The sequence below is a fragment of the Marivivens marinus genome, from assembly GCF_035969385.1.
Taxonomy (GTDB): domain Bacteria; phylum Pseudomonadota; class Alphaproteobacteria; order Rhodobacterales; family Rhodobacteraceae; genus SELP01.
The window spans coordinates 193,626-210,470 of record NZ_JAYKKJ010000001.1 but is presented as its reverse complement, the minus strand read 5'-3'; the positions used below and the strand labels follow the sequence as shown (position 1 = coordinate 210,470).

Genomic DNA, 16,845 nt, shown 5'->3' with positions numbered 1-16,845 from the left:
ATCAATACCAAAACGATTGCCTGATCGAAAACCACGTTCGAAGAACGAATTTGTCTCCAATTTGTCAGCAACCTGGCTCGCTTCACTTTGCTCCGGTCGCGTCACTCGCGACAAGAATGTCGCCGTCGCCCCGAAACTCGATGGACAAGAACACACCGCGAGCAAACACCTCGTCCTCGAGTGACCAATGCCACCGAACCCGGACCAGTCAATCTTTCTGTTTGTCTCGAACCGTCAGCATCCAAAGAGAAAACCGTATCCCGACATGATCAGCCTCACCGTCGGACCAAAGGTCGAGCGCGGGCAACTGGCTTTGCGCTTCATCCGCGGCGCCAAGGGCGACTGAATTGCCGAGAACTCTTGGGGATTTGCTCATCACGAGGGAATCACTGGGCATCTGGCATCTTTTCCAAAACTTCGGAACCTGACAAAGTCTTCCGTGAAAGGGTAAATCCTTTCTTAAGAGGACCCCGAAACCTATGTCACGAGTGAGAAAACTCTACATCAGAACGAAGTACGCTTCCGGTCACAGATTAGCCCTAATCCGATCCAAGTGTTGGAGGCGGATCGATTGGCACACGCCAAGTGCGGAAAGGCGGGACCGCGTCATCGGCAGCCTCGTCCCCGCCCCGGTGGCATTACCAAAGTCCCTCGGAGCCGGTGCGCGACCAACCATCGCAGGAAGACCAAGCTCCAAGCATTGCTTGCCCCCTTAAACGCACCCCGGATCGAAACCATGGGCCGAAGCAGGAAGTGTCTAGCCTAGCCTAAACTCAACAACATTTGCGCGACTGCGTTGGCCGAACTGTCCTACACTATCGAAACAGTTCTCGATGGCTCGAGCGGCCGCGAAGATGGGAAAGGACAACTCACGTTTCCCCGATCTGGCGACCATGCAGGCAGCAAATTCGACAATGTGTGTCAAGTTTGTTGCTACGGCGTCAAACTCTCCACGCTCCGCGGCATCCATGAATGCATCACAAAGCTCTATTGTTTGGGATTCAAAGTCTGGCATGTGTCCTCCAATTCTTCGAAAAAACAGAGAACCTGGTAACGGATTGCTAACCAAAACCAGAAATGTGACCTAAATTTGACACGCCAGTGAACACTACGTGATTACCCAGGAGCCGCGACAAAGGGCAACCGGTCGGCAGCCCGGTTCCGCAGGACAGGCTGCCAAGGCCCGCAGATTGATTTGCACTGAGAAGGACCTAGACGCCTTTATCCACGAGACGTGTGAGATCCACCTTGGTTCACGATGCCCTACGGTGCCCCCTGAACCCCAAGAAACTCACCGGACAAGTCCGCAGCCACTCCGTCGACCATTGCGTCGCCGATCACATCACCGACCACAAAGGTGTATCCCAAACCATAGAGATCGCCAATGGTCAGACCATCCACGGAAATGACTTCACCATTGGGACCAATAAGGTCACCATCGATAAAGCTATCGAGGGTTGCGCCAGCTGCCGGATTGACCAGCCGAAAAATCTGCCCACCCGAAATGATCAGAGTTCCGGAGTAGTCCTGATCGTTGCTGTCAATAAAGCCGGACGCTGCACCGTCAAATGCGCTGCTGTTGCCGGCAGCGAATGAGACATCAATGTAGAAATCACCGACTATGGATCGATCTGGTCCGGCGGTGGGTGAGACGTCCAATCTCATGTCCCCCTCGTAGGTCGCGCTACCAGAGGTTGGAAGTGCAACCGTGTCTTCTCGTCCCAATGCCATCGCATCCGACCTTGCTGTCGCCAACTCACTCACACGACTATCGTAAAGGCTTTCGATGGGCGTACTGCCGGTCGAACTACCTCCGCAACCTGTCAAGGAAAAAGCGACCAAGGCAATACACGGCAGGACCCGCTTTGACTTGTTCAGTTCATACCCCATTGCAGCCTCCAGCAGCTTTCTAGCGGTTCAGTTCAGATCGCCCGGCAGTGCAAATCCAGTCGATCCAGTTGTTCTTAGAGTCTTATTGCTGTTCAACTCGCCTCTTGCGCCAAGAAGGCACGAATATCTAGATTGCCACCCTAGGGCGCCCCGATTGGCGGCTGACAACTTGTTCGCGCAACTCGACGTTCAGGGAATTGGATAACATTGCACCCTAGATGCGGAAAGCGGTTGCCGACTTCCAGTGTTTCCGGTCCTTCTTGAGCCGTTTCGACGAGGTACATCAGTTCAGTATTCTTGAGTTCCTCTGCAGTCCGTGTCAATCCAGACCGGAAGGCGGCTGTCGCAAGATCTGACAAGACCTCTTGGATCCAACTATGGTCCATACTTCGAACCTCCTGTTCGTTCCTGTCGCACGCTATTGAGGCAAGGTTAATGCATCGTAAATCAACCCACCGTTGCGTTACGTGTAGCAGTGGTCTATGTGTGGTGCATATCGATTGAAAGGCCATTGTGTGCAGTCAGGGATGGGCGCCACGGTGGTTGTTGTGGGCATTGCTTCGGACAATCGGGCTTCATTCCCCGCGCACATAACAGCTTGATGGGACAATTGGATGGCTGGCTTCTTTCGTTTCTTGAGAAATGTGCCCTCTTACCATTTCCGAAAGGGTGACATTCAGCGCCTGAACAAGCGACATCGTATGTTTATCGAACCGATCAAGTCAGAGATCGCTGGCGCCCGGATACTAGATATTGCTGCACACGACGGCCGTTGGTGCATGGCATATGCGGCGGCAGGTGCTCGTGAGGTCATCGGGATTGAAGCCCGGAGCGAATTGGTGCAGCGGTTCCGCGAGTTCCCTGTCCAATCCTATTCACACGCGATTGACCTGCAAGTCGGCGAGATGCTCACGACGATGGAGAGCATGGTAGCAGCAGGTGAGAGGTTTGATATCGTCAGTCTCCTTGGGATTTTCTACCATACGATGGAGCACCAACGCCTGCTCAATCTTGCGAGCCAACTTGGACCAAAACTGATCGTTATCGACGGTGAATTTGCGCTGAGAGACTATTCTGTAATCATCCTGACACGTGAGCGGACGGACAACGAGCTCAACACGGTCGAGCAGATTCCAGGGCAAGAGGTTGCGATGGTCGGAATTCCTTCACCCGCCGCAACGGAGGCCATGGCCGCGGTTGTTGGTTACGACTGCATCTGGGCCGACTGGGACCTGCTTCCGGTTGGAGATCGACAGTATCTTGATGACTACTACCGCACCGAAAAGAAGCGACGGCGGACATGTTTTCTGCAGCCCACCAGGGCTACGGGTTGACCCCATCAACGCATTCCGACGGCCCTCCAGAACCCTCAAATCATGTCTGGAGGACTCGTTTTTGAATCGACGCTACCGTTGGTTTATGAGTTCCTTGTGAAATCTCTGTAGCAGTTGCAGGCCGACGACAAGAACGACTAGACTGACTCCAAGCACATACGCTGGACTGACATAGTCGGCGCGATAGTCGGGGTAGAGTCCATGCCGCATTGAACCGACCAGATGAACAATCGGGTTGTACCAAAGGAACCCCCTGTAGGGATCCGGTATGCTCTCAAATACGAAGAAGACCCCTGATATGATGAATAGTGGTCGGTTCGCGATCCCCCATAGCCGCTCCCAAAGCGGGAACCGCATGAACATGAAGCAATTCATGACACCGACGCTGCCACCAAGCATGCCTGCAAGAAACAACGAGAGCGCGACGGATTCAAATCGAATTTGCAGTTGTACACCGTAGGCCACCGCAATTCCTGACACGACGATCGCGAAGACCAGCATATGGGTCAAAGCATTCAGGATCCAACGTGCGATGATCGCATCAATGTATGTGACACGAGGGTAGAACAGGAGCGGACGGGAGAACCGAATTGATGTGGCGACTTTGGCGGCAAGATCGGAGTACATCATGAAAGGCAGATAACCGGTCGCGTAGAACAAGGGGAAGTTGCTACCCAAAGATGGCGCATGGAACGCTATGGAGAACGCGACACTTAAGACTGCAATGGCTCCGACGGGTTCGGCAATGGCCCAAACATAGCCCCCCGGGGATCGTCCGTAGGTTGTTGCCATTTCCCTCAAGATCAACGCAACGACAGCTCGCGCGGTGGTCACATGAAGACGTCCGATCTTTGCCAAAGTCTACTTCCCAGAAGAACAACTCCGTCTGCACTAAGTCATATCCGAGGGTTTCTCAACGATTTGGGGAACCCTCCAGCAACACTGTGCCGACCAAAAGACCGCCTTGGGCTTGCGAACTGCACGGATGAAGCGATAACTCCCTCTACGGACCACAACCGGGGATTTCGCATGACGGACGTTCGAAGTGAGACCGCTTCCGAGCTGGACCAGAAATCGACGGAACGTGCGAGCTCGAAGCAGCCAACGCCAAACTCGAGAAAGCCGCGATGGAAGTTTCGCCACCGGCTGCTGCTCTGGAGTTTCGTGATTTGGGTTCTGGTTCCCAGTTTGCTGACAGCCTACTATATGTTCGCCCGCGCTGAAGACCAGTTCTCATCAGACGTGGCATTTTCCGTTCGCTCCGAGGAACTATCGCCGACCCTTGACCTCTTGGGTGGTTTGCAGGCCCTGGGCGGTTCAAGCTCCTCCGATACTGATGTCCTTTATCGATTCATTCGCAGCCAGGAGCTTGTCGAGCGCCTAGATGCGAACGTAGACCTCCGATCAATCTACTCAAGAGGATACGATACTGATCCTGTCTTTGCGTTTGACCCCAACGGTTCTGTCGAGGACCTAGTGGACTACCTTGAGCGTATGATCCTCGTGAACTACGATCGAAGCACAGGATTAATCGAAATCCGGGTGAAGGCCTTTGACAGCGAGAGTGCCACTCTCATTGCCTCCGAAATCAAGGCTATTAGCACGGAGATGATCAACTCGCTCGCGGCAACCGCCCGCGATGATGCCACCAGATATGCTTCATCTGAGCTGGCCCAGTCCTTGGAAAGGCTTCGAGCAGCTCGACAAGCGATGACCGAGTTTCGCTCGCGAAACCAAATCGCCGATCCACAAACCGAAATTGGCGTTCAGTCTGGACTTTTGACTGCCCTCCAAACTCAGCTATCCGAGGCTCTGATAGAACTCGACCTCCTGACTGACAGCACAAGATCAGGCGATCCTCGCCTTGACCAAGCACGTTCCAGAGTAGAGGTCATACAGGCGCGCATTGATGAAGAACGCTTGAGATTTGACGAGAATGGCACCAACGGCGGCTTGTCGAAGCTGATCGGTGAGTATGAAAGCCTGTTGGTTGACCGCGAATTTGCGGAACAGGCATATCTAAGCGCTCTTGCGGCCCACGAACTCGCACAGACCGAAGCAAGGCGCCAATCCCGTTATCTTGCTGCATATGTCAACCCGACGAGCGCAAGCGAGGCCCGTTATCCCCGCCGCTGGACAACTCTGCTACTTTTGGCAGCAGCCTACCTGTTGACTTGGGTCTCGGCTGCTCTCGTCGGCTACACACTCGCGGACCGTCGCTAAAATGATCAATATCGAAGGCCTCTGGAAGAGCTACAAGGTTGGCAATACGCGAAAGTACGTCGCGCGCGGCATTGATCTCACCCTGCCCACCGGCAGTTCGGTCGCACTCCTCGGTCGAAACGGCGCGGGGAAGTCAACACTCCTCAGGATGATCGCGGGAATTGAAGATCCAGACGAAGGACAAATCACATCCACCGGCTCGATCTCGTGGCCTGTCGGCTTTGCCGGCAGTTTTCACCCTGATCTAAGCGGCGCTCAAAATGTACGATTTGTCGGCCGAGTCTATGGCGTCGACACTGACGACCTCGTCAGCTATGTTCGCGAATTTTCAGACATCGGGCCGCACTTCAATGCACCCTTCAGGACATACTCAGCAGGTATGCGATCACGGCTGGCCTTTGGCCTTTCCATGGGTATCGATTTTGATACCTACTTGATTGATGAAGTTACCTCCGTAGGGGATGCTGCCTTCCGGGAAACAAGTGCCAAAGTGCTCCAAGAACGAACCAAAGACAGATCTGCCATAATAGTCACGCATTCGATGCCGCTGCTGAAACAACTCTGCAGTACAGCAGTGCTTTTGACGGAGGGTCGGGCAACCTTTTTTGACGACATCGAGGATGCGATAAAGGCACACGAAGATGCAATGAGCGCGAACCGATCTGAAGGTCGGCAGAAATGAGAAGCCAACATGTCTGCATCTTGCTGGCGGCCTTTGACGGCGAACGTTTCATAAGGGATCAAATTGATAGCATAATCAAACAGACACACTCAGATTGGATGCTAGTTGTATCCTGTGATCCGTCGAATGATCGTACACCTGACTTACTCACTGAAATCTGCCTAGAAAACCCAGAAAAAGATATTAGAATCGTGAGAGGGCCTGGAAAGGGCTCGACGGCGAACTTCATCAGCATGTTTGATCTTGTCCCGGACGAAGCCAGCTTCGTCGCATTTTGCGACCAAGACGATGTTTGGCTTGAAGACAAGCTCGCTTACCAGGTCTCGCTACTAGAACATGAAGACGAACCGACGATGGCCTGCGGAGCCACATTTGTCGCGAACGAAGACCTAAGCACTATGCACCTATCGCTAATTCCGAGGCGCCCACCTGGGTTCGGTAACGCGCTCGTTCAGAACATTGCGTCTGGAAATACAATCATGCTGAATCGCGGAGCATTCGAATGCCTACAGGAGGCAAAACATCACCTTTGCACTGAAATCGTCCATGATTGGTGGTGCTACCTAGTCGTTACGGCCATGGGAGGTAGGGTTATCTATGACTCTCACCCTCTCGTGCTCTATCGTCAACACACCAACAACCAAATCGGTCAAAGCAACGATATCCTATCAAAGGTTCGGCGACTTAAGCGCCTATTTTTGGGAGACCATCGCAGGAGAAACGACAGGATTGAAGAGTCTTTAGTGCCTTTGAAAGACAGGTTTCTCGATCAGAACCAAGAAATACTGGATGCATTCAACCAGGCGAGACGATCTGGCACCTTGAGGCGGCTGCTAGCATTTGGACAAACTGGTGTGTACCGCCAAAGAAGAAGCAGTCAGATGCTGCTGCTCCTCTCATTCGTTCTCGGAAAACTATGACGGCAGTTTCGATTTGGAATAGCCACCTGAATTTGGCCAGCCAACTAGGTTAGATCTGTCCCGCAATTGGAGCATCACCGATGGCCGGAAAACGATATAAGCCCGAAGATATTGAGTCGAAGTTTTGGCAAGTTGAAGCGTGGGCGGACGATGCGGGTCACGACGAAGCGGCCCGGCACATACTCCAGTTCCTCGTGACCTGCCACGGGATATTTCCTCCACCGTCGAGTAGAGTCCGGCCCAACTTGTGGACAAAAAATGAAGCGAACGAGATTCATGGATGAACAGATCATCGGCATCCTGGCTGAGCGACGGAAACGCCCGGGACATCGCCTGCAAACAGATCGGCCGGCTCTGCTCGTTCATCCAAAGCCGCTTCGTCAGTCGCACAATTACGCACCCAAAGTACCCGCTACCCCATAGCGGAAACTATCGTTCACCCTCCACCCGAGGCATTGCAGAGACACCGGACGATGACCCCAAGAATTCATTGCCAATCAATCCATATATGCCCGCCAGAACGAGCATGAAAACATGTTCAAATAGATCCAACCTCAGTGCAGCCTGAGAGTGATATCGGATCATTTCTCAACGAAAATCAAAAATCTAGATCTCCACAGCAGTTCTAGAGTTGGCGCCTTCAACTTTCTGAGATTCCACTGAATACTTAGTCTGCGAAGAAATCAGATAAAGCTCGGGAGAATTTTGAATATTTGAAACGGCTTCCTTGAACTCATCAGGTGTCGGATTACAACCCACGAATTGCACAAGAGTCTCCACGAATTCTTCAGGTATTGACATAACCTTTTCATAGCTTACTAACATCTTTGGCACATCGATACTCAGTGCGAAATCAATTAGATCACTAATCTCCCTGGCCGCGTTCCGAAGGGCCATTTCAATGGACACATCAACAGATATGGCATTTCGTTTGGAAATTGCCAGAGGATCTCGAAACATAACTACGATTCGCGGGTTTCGAAATCTCTTTATGTGCTTCTTCAGTAGCTTGAAAGCCATAGGACGCTTGAAACCCCAAATATCATACCGACTATTGTAGTCCTGAATTACACCTGACAGATCCTCGACTCTTCTTTCTAGCGCATCTGCCAATCTTACATCTTCAAAGACAGCCTGGTCGATGCCATCCCCCATCCAAACGCCAAGATCATGCAGAGCTTTCGCTGGCATACTAGTTCCAGATCTAGGGAGGCCCACAATTATTATTGTGCGAAAATGAGGACTATCGTTATCTCCGAGAATAACAATTCCATCATTTCCAAGTTGGCTAATGTCCGATAACGGCGGAAGCCCCCTTGGCCTCGGCAAGCCCTCTGAAGGCTTGTACTTCCTACCCTCCTCAATCCCATGTTCCAAATAATGCCGCGCGGCGTCTACTCCAGCAGCCCTGACGTCACGATGCAACTCCAAATATACTTTGGCATCAAAATCTCTTGGCAACTTCTTTTTCATGACTTCTTCCGCCCGTCCGCGAAGCTCAACTTAGCGCCCCTGTAGCAAAGAACAAGAGCTTAGAATGAGTGCTCTACTTCCTCAAATGAATAGGCAAGCTCGTTCTATAAGGTTCAGAAGTATCCTGCCGACTTTCTTCTATTCCGGATCTCAGTTCATCGCCGGAATTTCGCAACCTCCAAGACCTCAGTCATTTGGCCAATGGTCATTATGTTAATTGGCCGCCCATACAACTTAGGGCTGCTTAGCGATTGACGAATTCTTTCTCGTTGCCAAGCGAGACAATGTTCTACATGGCATTTGCGAAATTTTGCACACCCATCATTGTAACACCATTCCACCCGTCGATCCACCTGCATCTTCAGAGTGGCGTTCGACGTGAGCTCTGTCTCATTTTGCTCGACCACGACAGATGGGAAGCCCCACAGCTCGTCGATGCTATCCAGTTCACGGGTGAACCGGATCCCCCAAAGAGCGGTGTCAAGACCGTCGCTAGACATTCCCGGCAGAAATAATCCGGCGCTTCACGATTATATCAACCCTGCCTCAAACGCCGCTCGTTTCCATCCGGTTAGATACCGTCCACCGTAGGGGCGTGAGACCAAAATGGAGAGTAGCTCGACCGCCTCCGACGGTTCGATCAAGGCGGAAATTCGATTGACATCCTCCAAAGAAAATATGCCCCTATAGAGACCATCGTTCTTTATGAAGGGCAAACCTATTTCGAGAAGTATACAAGCGTTCTGATGCACTTGACTTCCGGATAGAAATCCCTCGCCCAATTCCGCGACTACCATATTTCGCAAATCGCTCTCATTGATATTATCGGCCTTCAAGACTTCTTTGAAGTATGATTGAAGAGAGTCGAAATTGGCAAGATAAACTTCCTCAAAGCTCTCATGCGACGACACCTCGACACCCTTGGTGAATGCGCTAGGGTCTTCCTTTCGCATAGCATATCTGTCACGGAACTCGACTGCGACGCTCTTCAAAGATGCGCGTTTCCAAGCGAAAATTTTCGAAGTTCTGACATTTGCGATTGCGAAGTCCAACAATGCAAGGTCTGTTTTGATTGCCTGGATATAGCGTGCTGCGCCATATAGTGCAGCGAACTGATCGGGTCCTGTTGCGCACCTCTTGAGGACTTTGGATAGCTTCAATTCGCCCCGGTTGATCACAATCGGGCGCACGTCGGTCAGCCGATAACTGTTCCAGTACTTTCTGAACAGTTTGTGGCGCAAGATTACCGATCCAAATGCGATACAGAAAGAACCCATGTGGTGTTCGATATCGAAATTCTCGGTGCTGCCGAGGACCTCGATGTCGGATGCCATCATGTCATTGAGAAATTTGGGAAGCCGTTTTTCTGAGTAGAACACACTATCGTTCAACATCAAGAGGCGTGGACAATGACCTTCCCACCGACGATGGAAAATATGTAGAAAGCCCGTCTTGTAGCTTCCGAAGTCCCGACCAAAATTTGGGCGCTCAATATAGCAATCGACCAGATCGCGCAATTCCTCGGGATGTGTCAGCTTTAGAGTATTGACGCCCAACACATAGAGGCCCTGCGCCCTTGCAGCCTCTATCAAGCGGATGAGATCGGGACGCAGCCGGCCTTTCTGATAGAGCGCCAGAAGCATGATGGGCTGACCACCATATGGTTCGTCGAAATGGACTACCGGAGACTTGCCCACGGTTCGGATCCGCTGCAACTCGGATTGTGCGGTTACGATGACGCGCGCGGCCGGATACAGTAGAATGGAGAGAGCTTTTCGAACAAAACCAATCACTTTGTTACCTTTGTATTGAGAGGATGCGGTTAATCGGCGATAGTAGTGCCAACGCCCCTGCAACCGTCAGGAACCTGTTCCCAGTTTTCGGCGCTGAACTCTCGTCCGGTGGCCACGCTTCTCAACCTTCTGCACCAACTTGCGTGATGGTTGCAACCCTTACGAATGGGGCTTGGTGGATCGCGGGATGAGTCAAGGTAAAGTTGCTAGGCGAGCGAAGCGAGCACGTTGCTTTCACTACTAGATACTGTATCTCTCAAGCCGTCGCCGTAGTCCATTTCCGACGGATCTTACACGTTGCGTTCGCGATGGTGACGTGCTTTGTGGCGACGGCAGTGATGGTTTTCTTGTGCGGTTTTCCTGTCTTGCGGAGGCGAACTGCGAAGGATTCTTGGCTCAGGTTGCGATATGCCGCGAGCAGTGCTGCCCGAAACATCATCTATCGCAGAGTACGGCGACCTCGTGCAATAACCCGTTTCCCGCGACGGGTTCCACTGTTGTGCGCGACCGGGGCCAATCCATTGAGCGCGGTAGCCTCTTCGCCGGTGATTTTGCCGAACTCGGACATTTTGGCGATCAGCATCGCGCTAGCGACCGGTCCGATCCCCGGGATGGAACGAAGGACGATGGCGGCCTCCTACAGGCGATCGTCAATGGCGATGGCTTGGGAAATCCGGTATTTCAGTACCTGAAACAGGCTGTCGATCCGTACCCGCAAATCAGCGTTGCGTCCTCGAGAATCACGGCGGCGCCCAGTTTCCGATGCGCTCGAATCTGGGTCGGCAGCTGTTTGCGCGACTCGACAAGCTGCGCTCTTTGGACGTCAAAGCTCTGAGAATGCGTAGCTTTTCCGCAGGAAGACAGCGGCCCTCTTCGGGTCGGAAATCAGATTAGTGGGCGACGAGGTCGGCATCGTTTCGGTCTATATTGGCGCGTTTGCCAAGGCTCTACGCAAACCCTTTTAACTGAGCCGGCGGGGGGGGGGCACATGGCGCACTGCAAGACTCTCTGTCTCTAGAAGCGCCAAGAGTTGCTACTCCCGGTCGCCAATCAAATCAAAGCAGGCCATGGTGCCGAGGGGTTAGGAGACGTGGTGGTAACACAGGCTCAGACGTCGTGCACCAGCCCGTCAACGGCCCTAGCTTGGGAGCTGACAGGGTCAGTTAAGCAGAAACCAGATACAGAACGCTCTGGACCCATTGGTCTCCACAAGGGGTCATGATTCACCGCCGAAGAGTGAGCTGGGACATGTCTGATCTTTTCTGGTTGAGCGACACATAGATGGCACATCTTGAGACCGCCTTCCCAAGTCCCGCGTCGATGACCGGCTTGTCTTGAACGGCATGAACTTCATCAACCGCAATGGTTTAAGGTGGTAAGATTAGTTGCGCCTAGATCTTCGGACGCTTTGCCCCCTAGGATTGAGACTCTCGGAACGATCCTGTTTTGTCCAACAGCCGTCTTGCCAATTCCCCGTCAATCTTGCTAGTTTCAAACTGCGGAACGGGTTGCACCCAAACATCCGGGTGTACTTCTCCCCACTCTGACCTTGGAAGAACACGCCTAACTCGCCGCGAAGTTCTCTCGCTGCCCGTAACTAGTGAGCTAAACTCCACGCTACACCGAACATATCGACCATTCTTTTTCGAACAGATGTGCAGATGAAAATCTGAGAACTTGCTTAGAAAATCCACATCCGCGTCGCTTCCAAGTCGATAGCGAATGGGATTTGTACTGACCAAACGGAATGCCTCTTCAGCCTCCTCCAGGTTTCTGGCCTGAAAAAGCACAAAGGAGATGAGAACGGCCTCCAGGTAGCTTCTCGGACCATCCTTAACAAGCTCTAGGAGCTCACTTGCAGCCAGATTCCAATCACCTTTGGCCCGAAGCTGCCTTGCTGACGGGAGGCGCCTCGGCATTCTAAACCACCGAGTAGTATCAATGAGCTTCTGCAGCATTCGTCTTCCGCTCGGGCTCGCCACACCATAGTGGGCATTCACTTCGGCATTCGACACAGTACCAGGTTGGCCTGATGGCGAAGTGCCTGTCGATCAGACCATATAGCAATCTTTGACAAGACTACCAGCGCTTGCGCACCGCATGGGCAGTCGGAAATGACGGCATCTCATGGACTCAGCTGCTGGAAAGGTTCGACATCCATTTCTCGCTCTCCGGGATGCGCAACCAGCATTTAATGAGCCTGACCTGCTGATGGCTTGAGGCGCAATTGTACGGGGCAAGGGTGGCACTGGTGAGGCCAGCATCGTCAAGCTGCTCCTCTTTCTCGTCCATGGGGTCATCAAGCCCGCCTCCGAGACCGGAGAAATAGTCGAAGGTGTCTTGAGCGGATGCCATGATCATGGCTTTCCGGTCGGGGAAGAGCGCGCAGGCGGTGTCGACATCAGTCCAGCGGACCCGGAAGAGGTAGCGGGCATCGCTCAGATCATCCTCGGTGGCCCGGCTGTCATGGATCATGTTCCGCCAGCTTTCGTAGCGGTCATACACGGGTTCGCGGTTGTCGGCGTCCTGCACCCCGGATTCCAGCCAGCCAAGCCCGGTGATCGTGCTGTCCTTGAAGGCGCGTGAGATACCAAACTCTGACCGGTTCACATCGGAGAGGTATTTCATGATCGAGGTTTTGTGTTCGGCGGCCTTGGTGCCTTCCTTGCGGCGGGCGAGGAGGCGGAAGTCGGTGCGTCCGCGTCTCTCGGTCCCCAGAAGCCAGTTCACAGAGGTAGCGGAGACGTTGAAGGTCAGAGGCACTTGGCCGCGGTAATTTAGGACCTCTTTATCGTCGGGATCCCATTGCCCCCAGCCATCATAGAAGCTTTCGTATTCGGCGCGGCGGCGGCGGTTGCTGTTCTGGATCTCCAGTTCGGTGAAGAAATGGCTGATCAGAGCGGTGTGGCGGCTGACAATCGCGGTGCTATCCAATTTGGACGGGGCCACGGCTTTGAGGTCCGGTGTCGGATCCTTGAGGTGCCGCATTGGGTCGGTGTCGATGGCGCGGGCGAACTTCGCACCCTCGGGGCGCTCGGGGTCGTAGTCGTGCTCGTTGTTCTCAAACATGTCGGGATACCTCGATCTGGCGGGTCTTCCCGGTGTTGCGGTTGGTTACGGTGAGTTCGGCGACCACGGCATGGGACTCGGTGTGGGTCATGTTGGGTAGGGCCAAGAGTTCGCCCAGATTGTCGCGGATGATGGAAAGGATGCGGTGGGTCATGGGGATCGATCGGGTGAACCCCAGCGCCTCGGTGAAGATGCCTGCGGCGTCATATGCCCAGCGGGTGTCTCCGATCTTCTCATCCCAGCGCCAAGCGTTGGTCAAAAGGATGATGGGCGGGACAAAGGCGGCTTTGTGACGCTGAAGAACCGGGGTCAGCACCATGCAGGGCTGACCGTCCGGGATATACCAGGTCAGGGTGAGGCGGATGTCGCCATAGTCGGCTTCCATGGCGGGGTAGCGCAAATCCACGGCCATTTCCGGGGTGTTGGCGATCTGTTGGGGCTGGGTCTGCATCATACTGCCATTCCTGAAATTGCGCGGCGGTGGGGTCTGGGCCGTCTGCCGTGGGCTTCGTGGTTGCGAGGGATCGATGCGAGGGGCCGGTAGCCTTGCGCCTTCTGGCGCAGCGCGTCGGCGGCCTCGGAGTGTTCGTCATGGAGCGGTTCATCGGTGTATCCGCCCTGCACGGTGTTTCGCTTCTTCGAGTAGCGTTCGAGGTGCACGATCCCAGCCGCACATTCGGTGGCATCGAACCAGTAGGAGGCGAACTCTTCGCGCACCGCATTGATGCCGTTGATGACGCGATCCACGCGCGGGACGATGTGAAACCGCCAGTCCGGTCGGAGGGTTTGAAGCATTTCCTCGGCGCTGTTGACCCGGCGGCCCTCACGTCCGACACGGGCCTTCATCTGCTGGCGCTTCTGGATCGCGTCGTGGGGGAGGTGGTGATAGCCCCAGCGATAGCCGTGCTTGTCGGCTTCCTCGTCCAGCCTGCGGCAATAGAACTCGTAGTCCTCTTCCCATTCCTCGATGAAGCCGACCCAACGGAACTGAGCGCCTACCTCTTGACCCAGCCAGATCGAGGTTCCGTCGCCGTGGCCGATATCCCAGAAGGTGTGGGTCGCAACGGTGGTCAGCTTGGGAAGGCTCGGGACGATACGGCCCTGTTTGCGGGCGGCGGCAAGCTGCTTGGCAAACCATGTCCCTTCTGTGCTGGCCTTCCATGCCTCTTCCGGGGTGGAGGGATACTCCTGCCACATCTTTTCGGCATCGCCGCCCTGCTCGTCTTCGCGGGTCATCACATACCAGGCGCGTTGCTCCGGTGTGATTTTGCGACCGATCTGGGATTCGAGGTTGAGGAAGTATTCCTCATCCGCCGGCGTCAGATCCACATTGGCGGGGTCTTCGACATAAGCGGCCTCTTCCCACCACGGGAAGAAATGGAAGTTCCAAGCCTTTGCGGCCAGCCTGCGGCCTGTGGCCTCCGCGATCTGGGTATTCTTTTCCGCGCGGGTGGCGATGCGGTAGAACTCGCCCGATCTTCCCTCTGCGGTGGACTCGATGACGGTGATCCCGGTCTTGGGAACCGTGGGAAGCGAGCCTGTGACGATTTCCTTGGCCTTCAGGGGGAACTTGGCCCCGATCTTCCCCATCTCGGAGACATGAAGCCGGTGGTAGGTGCCTGACCGGGCAGATGTGGCGACCCGAACGGAACTGTTGTTGTGGCCGAAGACAATCTCGGTCTCGCTATCCTTGGAAAGCCAGAGAAGCGGCAACTCGTTTTGCCCTTCCTCGCCGATCAGGTAGGAGGGGAGATTGTTGAAGGCGAACTTCACCTTGTCGCGCAGGATGACGCCAGCATCTTCGAGGCTGTGCGCGATGATGGCGCAACGCTGGTCCGCGTTGAACAGGGCGTGGTCGAGCCAAAGGATGGCGATCAGGGTGGTAAAGCCCAGCTGACGGGCCTTGAGGATGACATTGCGGGTGTGGAGCCGGTCGAGGAACTTCCGCTGCGCCCGGTTAGGGATGAAGGGGACGACGAGAACGGCGGTTTCGTCGTCCTCGTCGGCCTCTGGATCCTTGGTCATGATCTTGTAGAGTTGGCCGCTGAATATGCGCCACTCCCAAGAGGCGAGACAGGCGATCAATTCCACATCGGTCTGCGGCACCATGTCCGGTGTGACGCTTAGGGCAAGCGCCTCACTGACGATTTCGGGCGGCGCATCGCGCAGCGTGTCGATCATCCGCCGGTTTATGATGCCGCGTTGTGCCATCAGTGGATGGTCTCGCCGGTCGACGGGGTGTCGCTGCGGTCGTCCTCTTCCGGTTCATCGAACTCCCGGCCCTCGGAAGCGGCTTGGAAGTAGTCAGCGGACAGACAGAGGCAGGAGGCAACAATCTCGGCGACAATGACTTCCCTGCGAACCATGCCGGGGACGAGAAAGGCGATGGGGCAGCGTGTCTGCGAAGGCGATCCCGCCCATTCGATCACAAGAGCGACAAGCGGGTTCCCGGGTTCCAGGACTGTCCCAGCGGATTCGACGTGACAGTTGCGGGCGATGCGGTGGGGGAGGTCGTTGCCCTGCTTTGAAAACTCCAGGAGCGCCGCATTGGCGACCTCGACAAGGTTCTGTCGGGTGCCATCGGCGTCGTTGATGTAGATCGGGGCAATGTTGAGCATAGTCATGGGTCAATATCCTCTTCTTCCAAATCACTTTGAGGCTGCGAGCCTTGCCCGGTCTTGATCGGGGCGGAAGAGCCGCGTGACTGGATTGTCGCGATTGCGGCGGCCAAACGGTCGATGCTTTCCGCCGGATCGCGTGGCGCATCCTCCAGCTTGGTGAAGCGGGACAGAAACTCGGTGGCCTTGATCTGATCGTGAAACAGCACCTCGATGCCGTGCTGGGTCTGTTTGACCCCTTTGATCAGGGCCTTGGCCTGCGGGGGCAGACTTGCCAGATCGGCGATGTAGATCTCGGGTTCCCCTTCCCCCTCGCAGTAGGGACACTCGGGATGAGGGGGACGGAGGCGCTTGTAGCCGAAGCCCCCTTCCATCGAAGGCGCCTCATGGGCGTGCTTGGCCTTGTAGTCCTCAGACCTCGCATTGAAGCGGGCGCATTCCTTCAGATACTCGGCCTCATTCCGCCACTGGTATAGATGGCTGGCTCCGTAGCAGTAGCGGCAGGGGACACGCCTGATCTTGATGGCGTCGGTTGGGTCGGCCCGGAAGATGTTGACCCACTTATCCAGCACCTCAGTTGCGGTGATCTCGGCTTTCTCGATGTGCTTGTTATCGAGGCGATCGATCTAAGCGATGATGTTAGGTTTCTTTAACATCCGCGTTGCCGCAAGACTGCCATTCACGGCAAGAAATCATGGGAACAGGGCAGCAATCGTTGGTGAGCCCAACGGCATAGTGAGCCAATTCGCCAGAGGCTGGATTTCTACTTCTAGTGATGCGTTCGAAGCTTAGGATTCCTTAGCATCCCACATCGCAAAATTATAGGGAAATCATACCGTTGAG

The 16,845-nt window shown here is 54.5% G+C and carries 15 protein-coding genes and 1 pseudogene; 5 read left to right on the top strand and 11 right to left on the bottom strand.

Going from position 1 to position 16,845, the window contains the following annotated elements:
- Nucleotides 1–208: 208 nt before the first annotated feature.
- Nucleotides 209–397 carry a hypothetical protein gene (locus U3648_RS01140; protein WP_420857399.1) on the bottom strand — a complete coding sequence of 63 codons (189 nt, stop codon included), beginning with the start codon at nt 395–397 and terminating at the stop codon, nt 209–211.
- Between the two features lie 866 nt (nt 398–1,263).
- A complete protein-coding gene (locus U3648_RS01135) occupies nt 1,264–1,890 on the bottom strand; it encodes a hypothetical protein (protein WP_420857398.1) in 627 nt (208 codons plus the stop codon).
- 614 nt (nt 1,891–2,504) lie between these two features.
- Here U3648_RS01135 and U3648_RS01130 point away from each other — a divergent pair.
- Complete coding sequence (locus U3648_RS01130; RefSeq protein WP_420857397.1) at nt 2,505–3,224, top strand: class I SAM-dependent methyltransferase; 720 nt, start codon at nt 2,505–2,507, stop codon at nt 3,222–3,224.
- Between the two features lie 72 nt (nt 3,225–3,296).
- On the opposite strand, the gene U3648_RS01125 is transcribed toward U3648_RS01130, so the two are convergent.
- Nucleotides 3,297–4,058, bottom strand: a complete 762-nt coding sequence (locus tag U3648_RS01125; RefSeq protein WP_420857691.1) for an ABC transporter permease — start codon at nt 4,056–4,058, stop codon at nt 3,297–3,299.
- 195 nt (nt 4,059–4,253) lie between these two features.
- On the opposite strand from U3648_RS01125, the gene U3648_RS01120 reads away from it, so the two are divergent.
- Genes U3648_RS01120 through U3648_RS01110 form a run of 3 tightly spaced genes read left to right on the top strand, consistent with a single transcriptional unit; the run spans nt 4,254 to nt 7,049 of the window.
- Nucleotides 4,254–5,447 carry a KpsE/RkpR family capsule polysaccharide export protein gene (locus tag U3648_RS01120; protein WP_420857396.1) on the top strand — a complete coding sequence of 398 codons (1,194 nt, stop codon included), beginning with the start codon at nt 4,254–4,256 and terminating at the stop codon, nt 5,445–5,447.
- 1 nt (nt 5,448) lies between these two features.
- The gene (locus tag U3648_RS01115; RefSeq protein WP_420857395.1) at nt 5,449–6,129 is read left to right on the top strand and encodes an ABC transporter ATP-binding protein; all 681 of its coding nucleotides are present in this window, start codon (nt 5,449–5,451) and stop codon (nt 6,127–6,129) included.
- On the top strand, nt 6,126–7,049 hold the full coding sequence (locus tag U3648_RS01110) for a glycosyltransferase (protein WP_420857394.1): 924 nt from the start codon (nt 6,126–6,128) through the stop codon (nt 7,047–7,049). The genes U3648_RS01115 and U3648_RS01110 overlap by 4 nt, the downstream gene beginning before the upstream one ends.
- 606 nt (nt 7,050–7,655) lie before the next feature.
- Here the strand turns inward: U3648_RS01110 and U3648_RS01105 are convergent.
- The 3 genes from U3648_RS01105 to U3648_RS01095 form a co-directional block, all read right to left on the bottom strand.
- Nucleotides 7,656–8,522: a hypothetical protein gene (locus U3648_RS01105; protein WP_420857393.1), complete on the bottom strand. Its 867-nt coding sequence runs from the start codon at nt 8,520–8,522 to the stop codon at nt 7,656–7,658.
- Nucleotides 8,523–9,052: 530 nt separating this feature from the next.
- Nucleotides 9,053–10,315 carry a rhamnan synthesis F family protein gene (locus U3648_RS01100; protein WP_420857392.1) on the bottom strand — a complete coding sequence of 421 codons (1,263 nt, stop codon included), beginning with the start codon at nt 10,313–10,315 and terminating at the stop codon, nt 9,053–9,055.
- A 439-nt stretch (nt 10,316–10,754) separates the two neighbouring features.
- Complete coding sequence (locus tag U3648_RS01095) at nt 10,755–10,928, bottom strand: transposase (RefSeq protein ID WP_420857690.1); 174 nt, start codon at nt 10,926–10,928, stop codon at nt 10,755–10,757.
- 635 nt (nt 10,929–11,563) lie between these two features.
- Between U3648_RS01095 and U3648_RS01090 the strand changes: the two are divergent.
- Nucleotides 11,564–11,691, top strand: a pseudogene (locus tag U3648_RS01090) (transposase); the annotation flags it as partial.
- A 757-nt stretch (nt 11,692–12,448) separates the two neighbouring features.
- Here U3648_RS01090 and U3648_RS01085 read toward each other — a convergent pair.
- From U3648_RS01085 to U3648_RS01065, 5 genes are read right to left on the bottom strand one after another with little or no spacing between them, the layout of a single operon-like run.
- Nucleotides 12,449–13,384: a portal protein gene (locus tag U3648_RS01085; protein WP_420857391.1), complete on the bottom strand. Its 936-nt coding sequence runs from the start codon at nt 13,382–13,384 to the stop codon at nt 12,449–12,451.
- A complete protein-coding gene (locus U3648_RS01080; RefSeq protein WP_420857390.1) occupies nt 13,377–13,838 on the bottom strand; it encodes a hypothetical protein in 462 nt (153 codons plus the stop codon). The genes U3648_RS01085 and U3648_RS01080 overlap by 8 nt, the downstream gene beginning before the upstream one ends.
- Nucleotides 13,835–15,595 (bottom strand): hypothetical protein, encoded by a 1,761-nt coding sequence (locus U3648_RS01075; RefSeq protein ID WP_420857389.1) that lies wholly within the window; start codon nt 15,593–15,595, stop codon nt 13,835–13,837. Before U3648_RS01075 ends, U3648_RS01080 begins: the two co-directional genes overlap by 4 nt.
- On the bottom strand, nt 15,595–16,008 hold the full coding sequence (locus U3648_RS01070; protein WP_420857388.1) for a hypothetical protein: 414 nt from the start codon (nt 16,006–16,008) through the stop codon (nt 15,595–15,597). Before U3648_RS01070 ends, U3648_RS01075 begins: the two co-directional genes overlap by 1 nt.
- On the bottom strand, nt 16,005–16,628 hold the full coding sequence (locus U3648_RS01065) for a terminase small subunit (RefSeq protein ID WP_420857689.1): 624 nt from the start codon (nt 16,626–16,628) through the stop codon (nt 16,005–16,007). Before U3648_RS01065 ends, U3648_RS01070 begins: the two co-directional genes overlap by 4 nt.
- Nucleotides 16,629–16,845 lie beyond the last annotated feature (217 nt).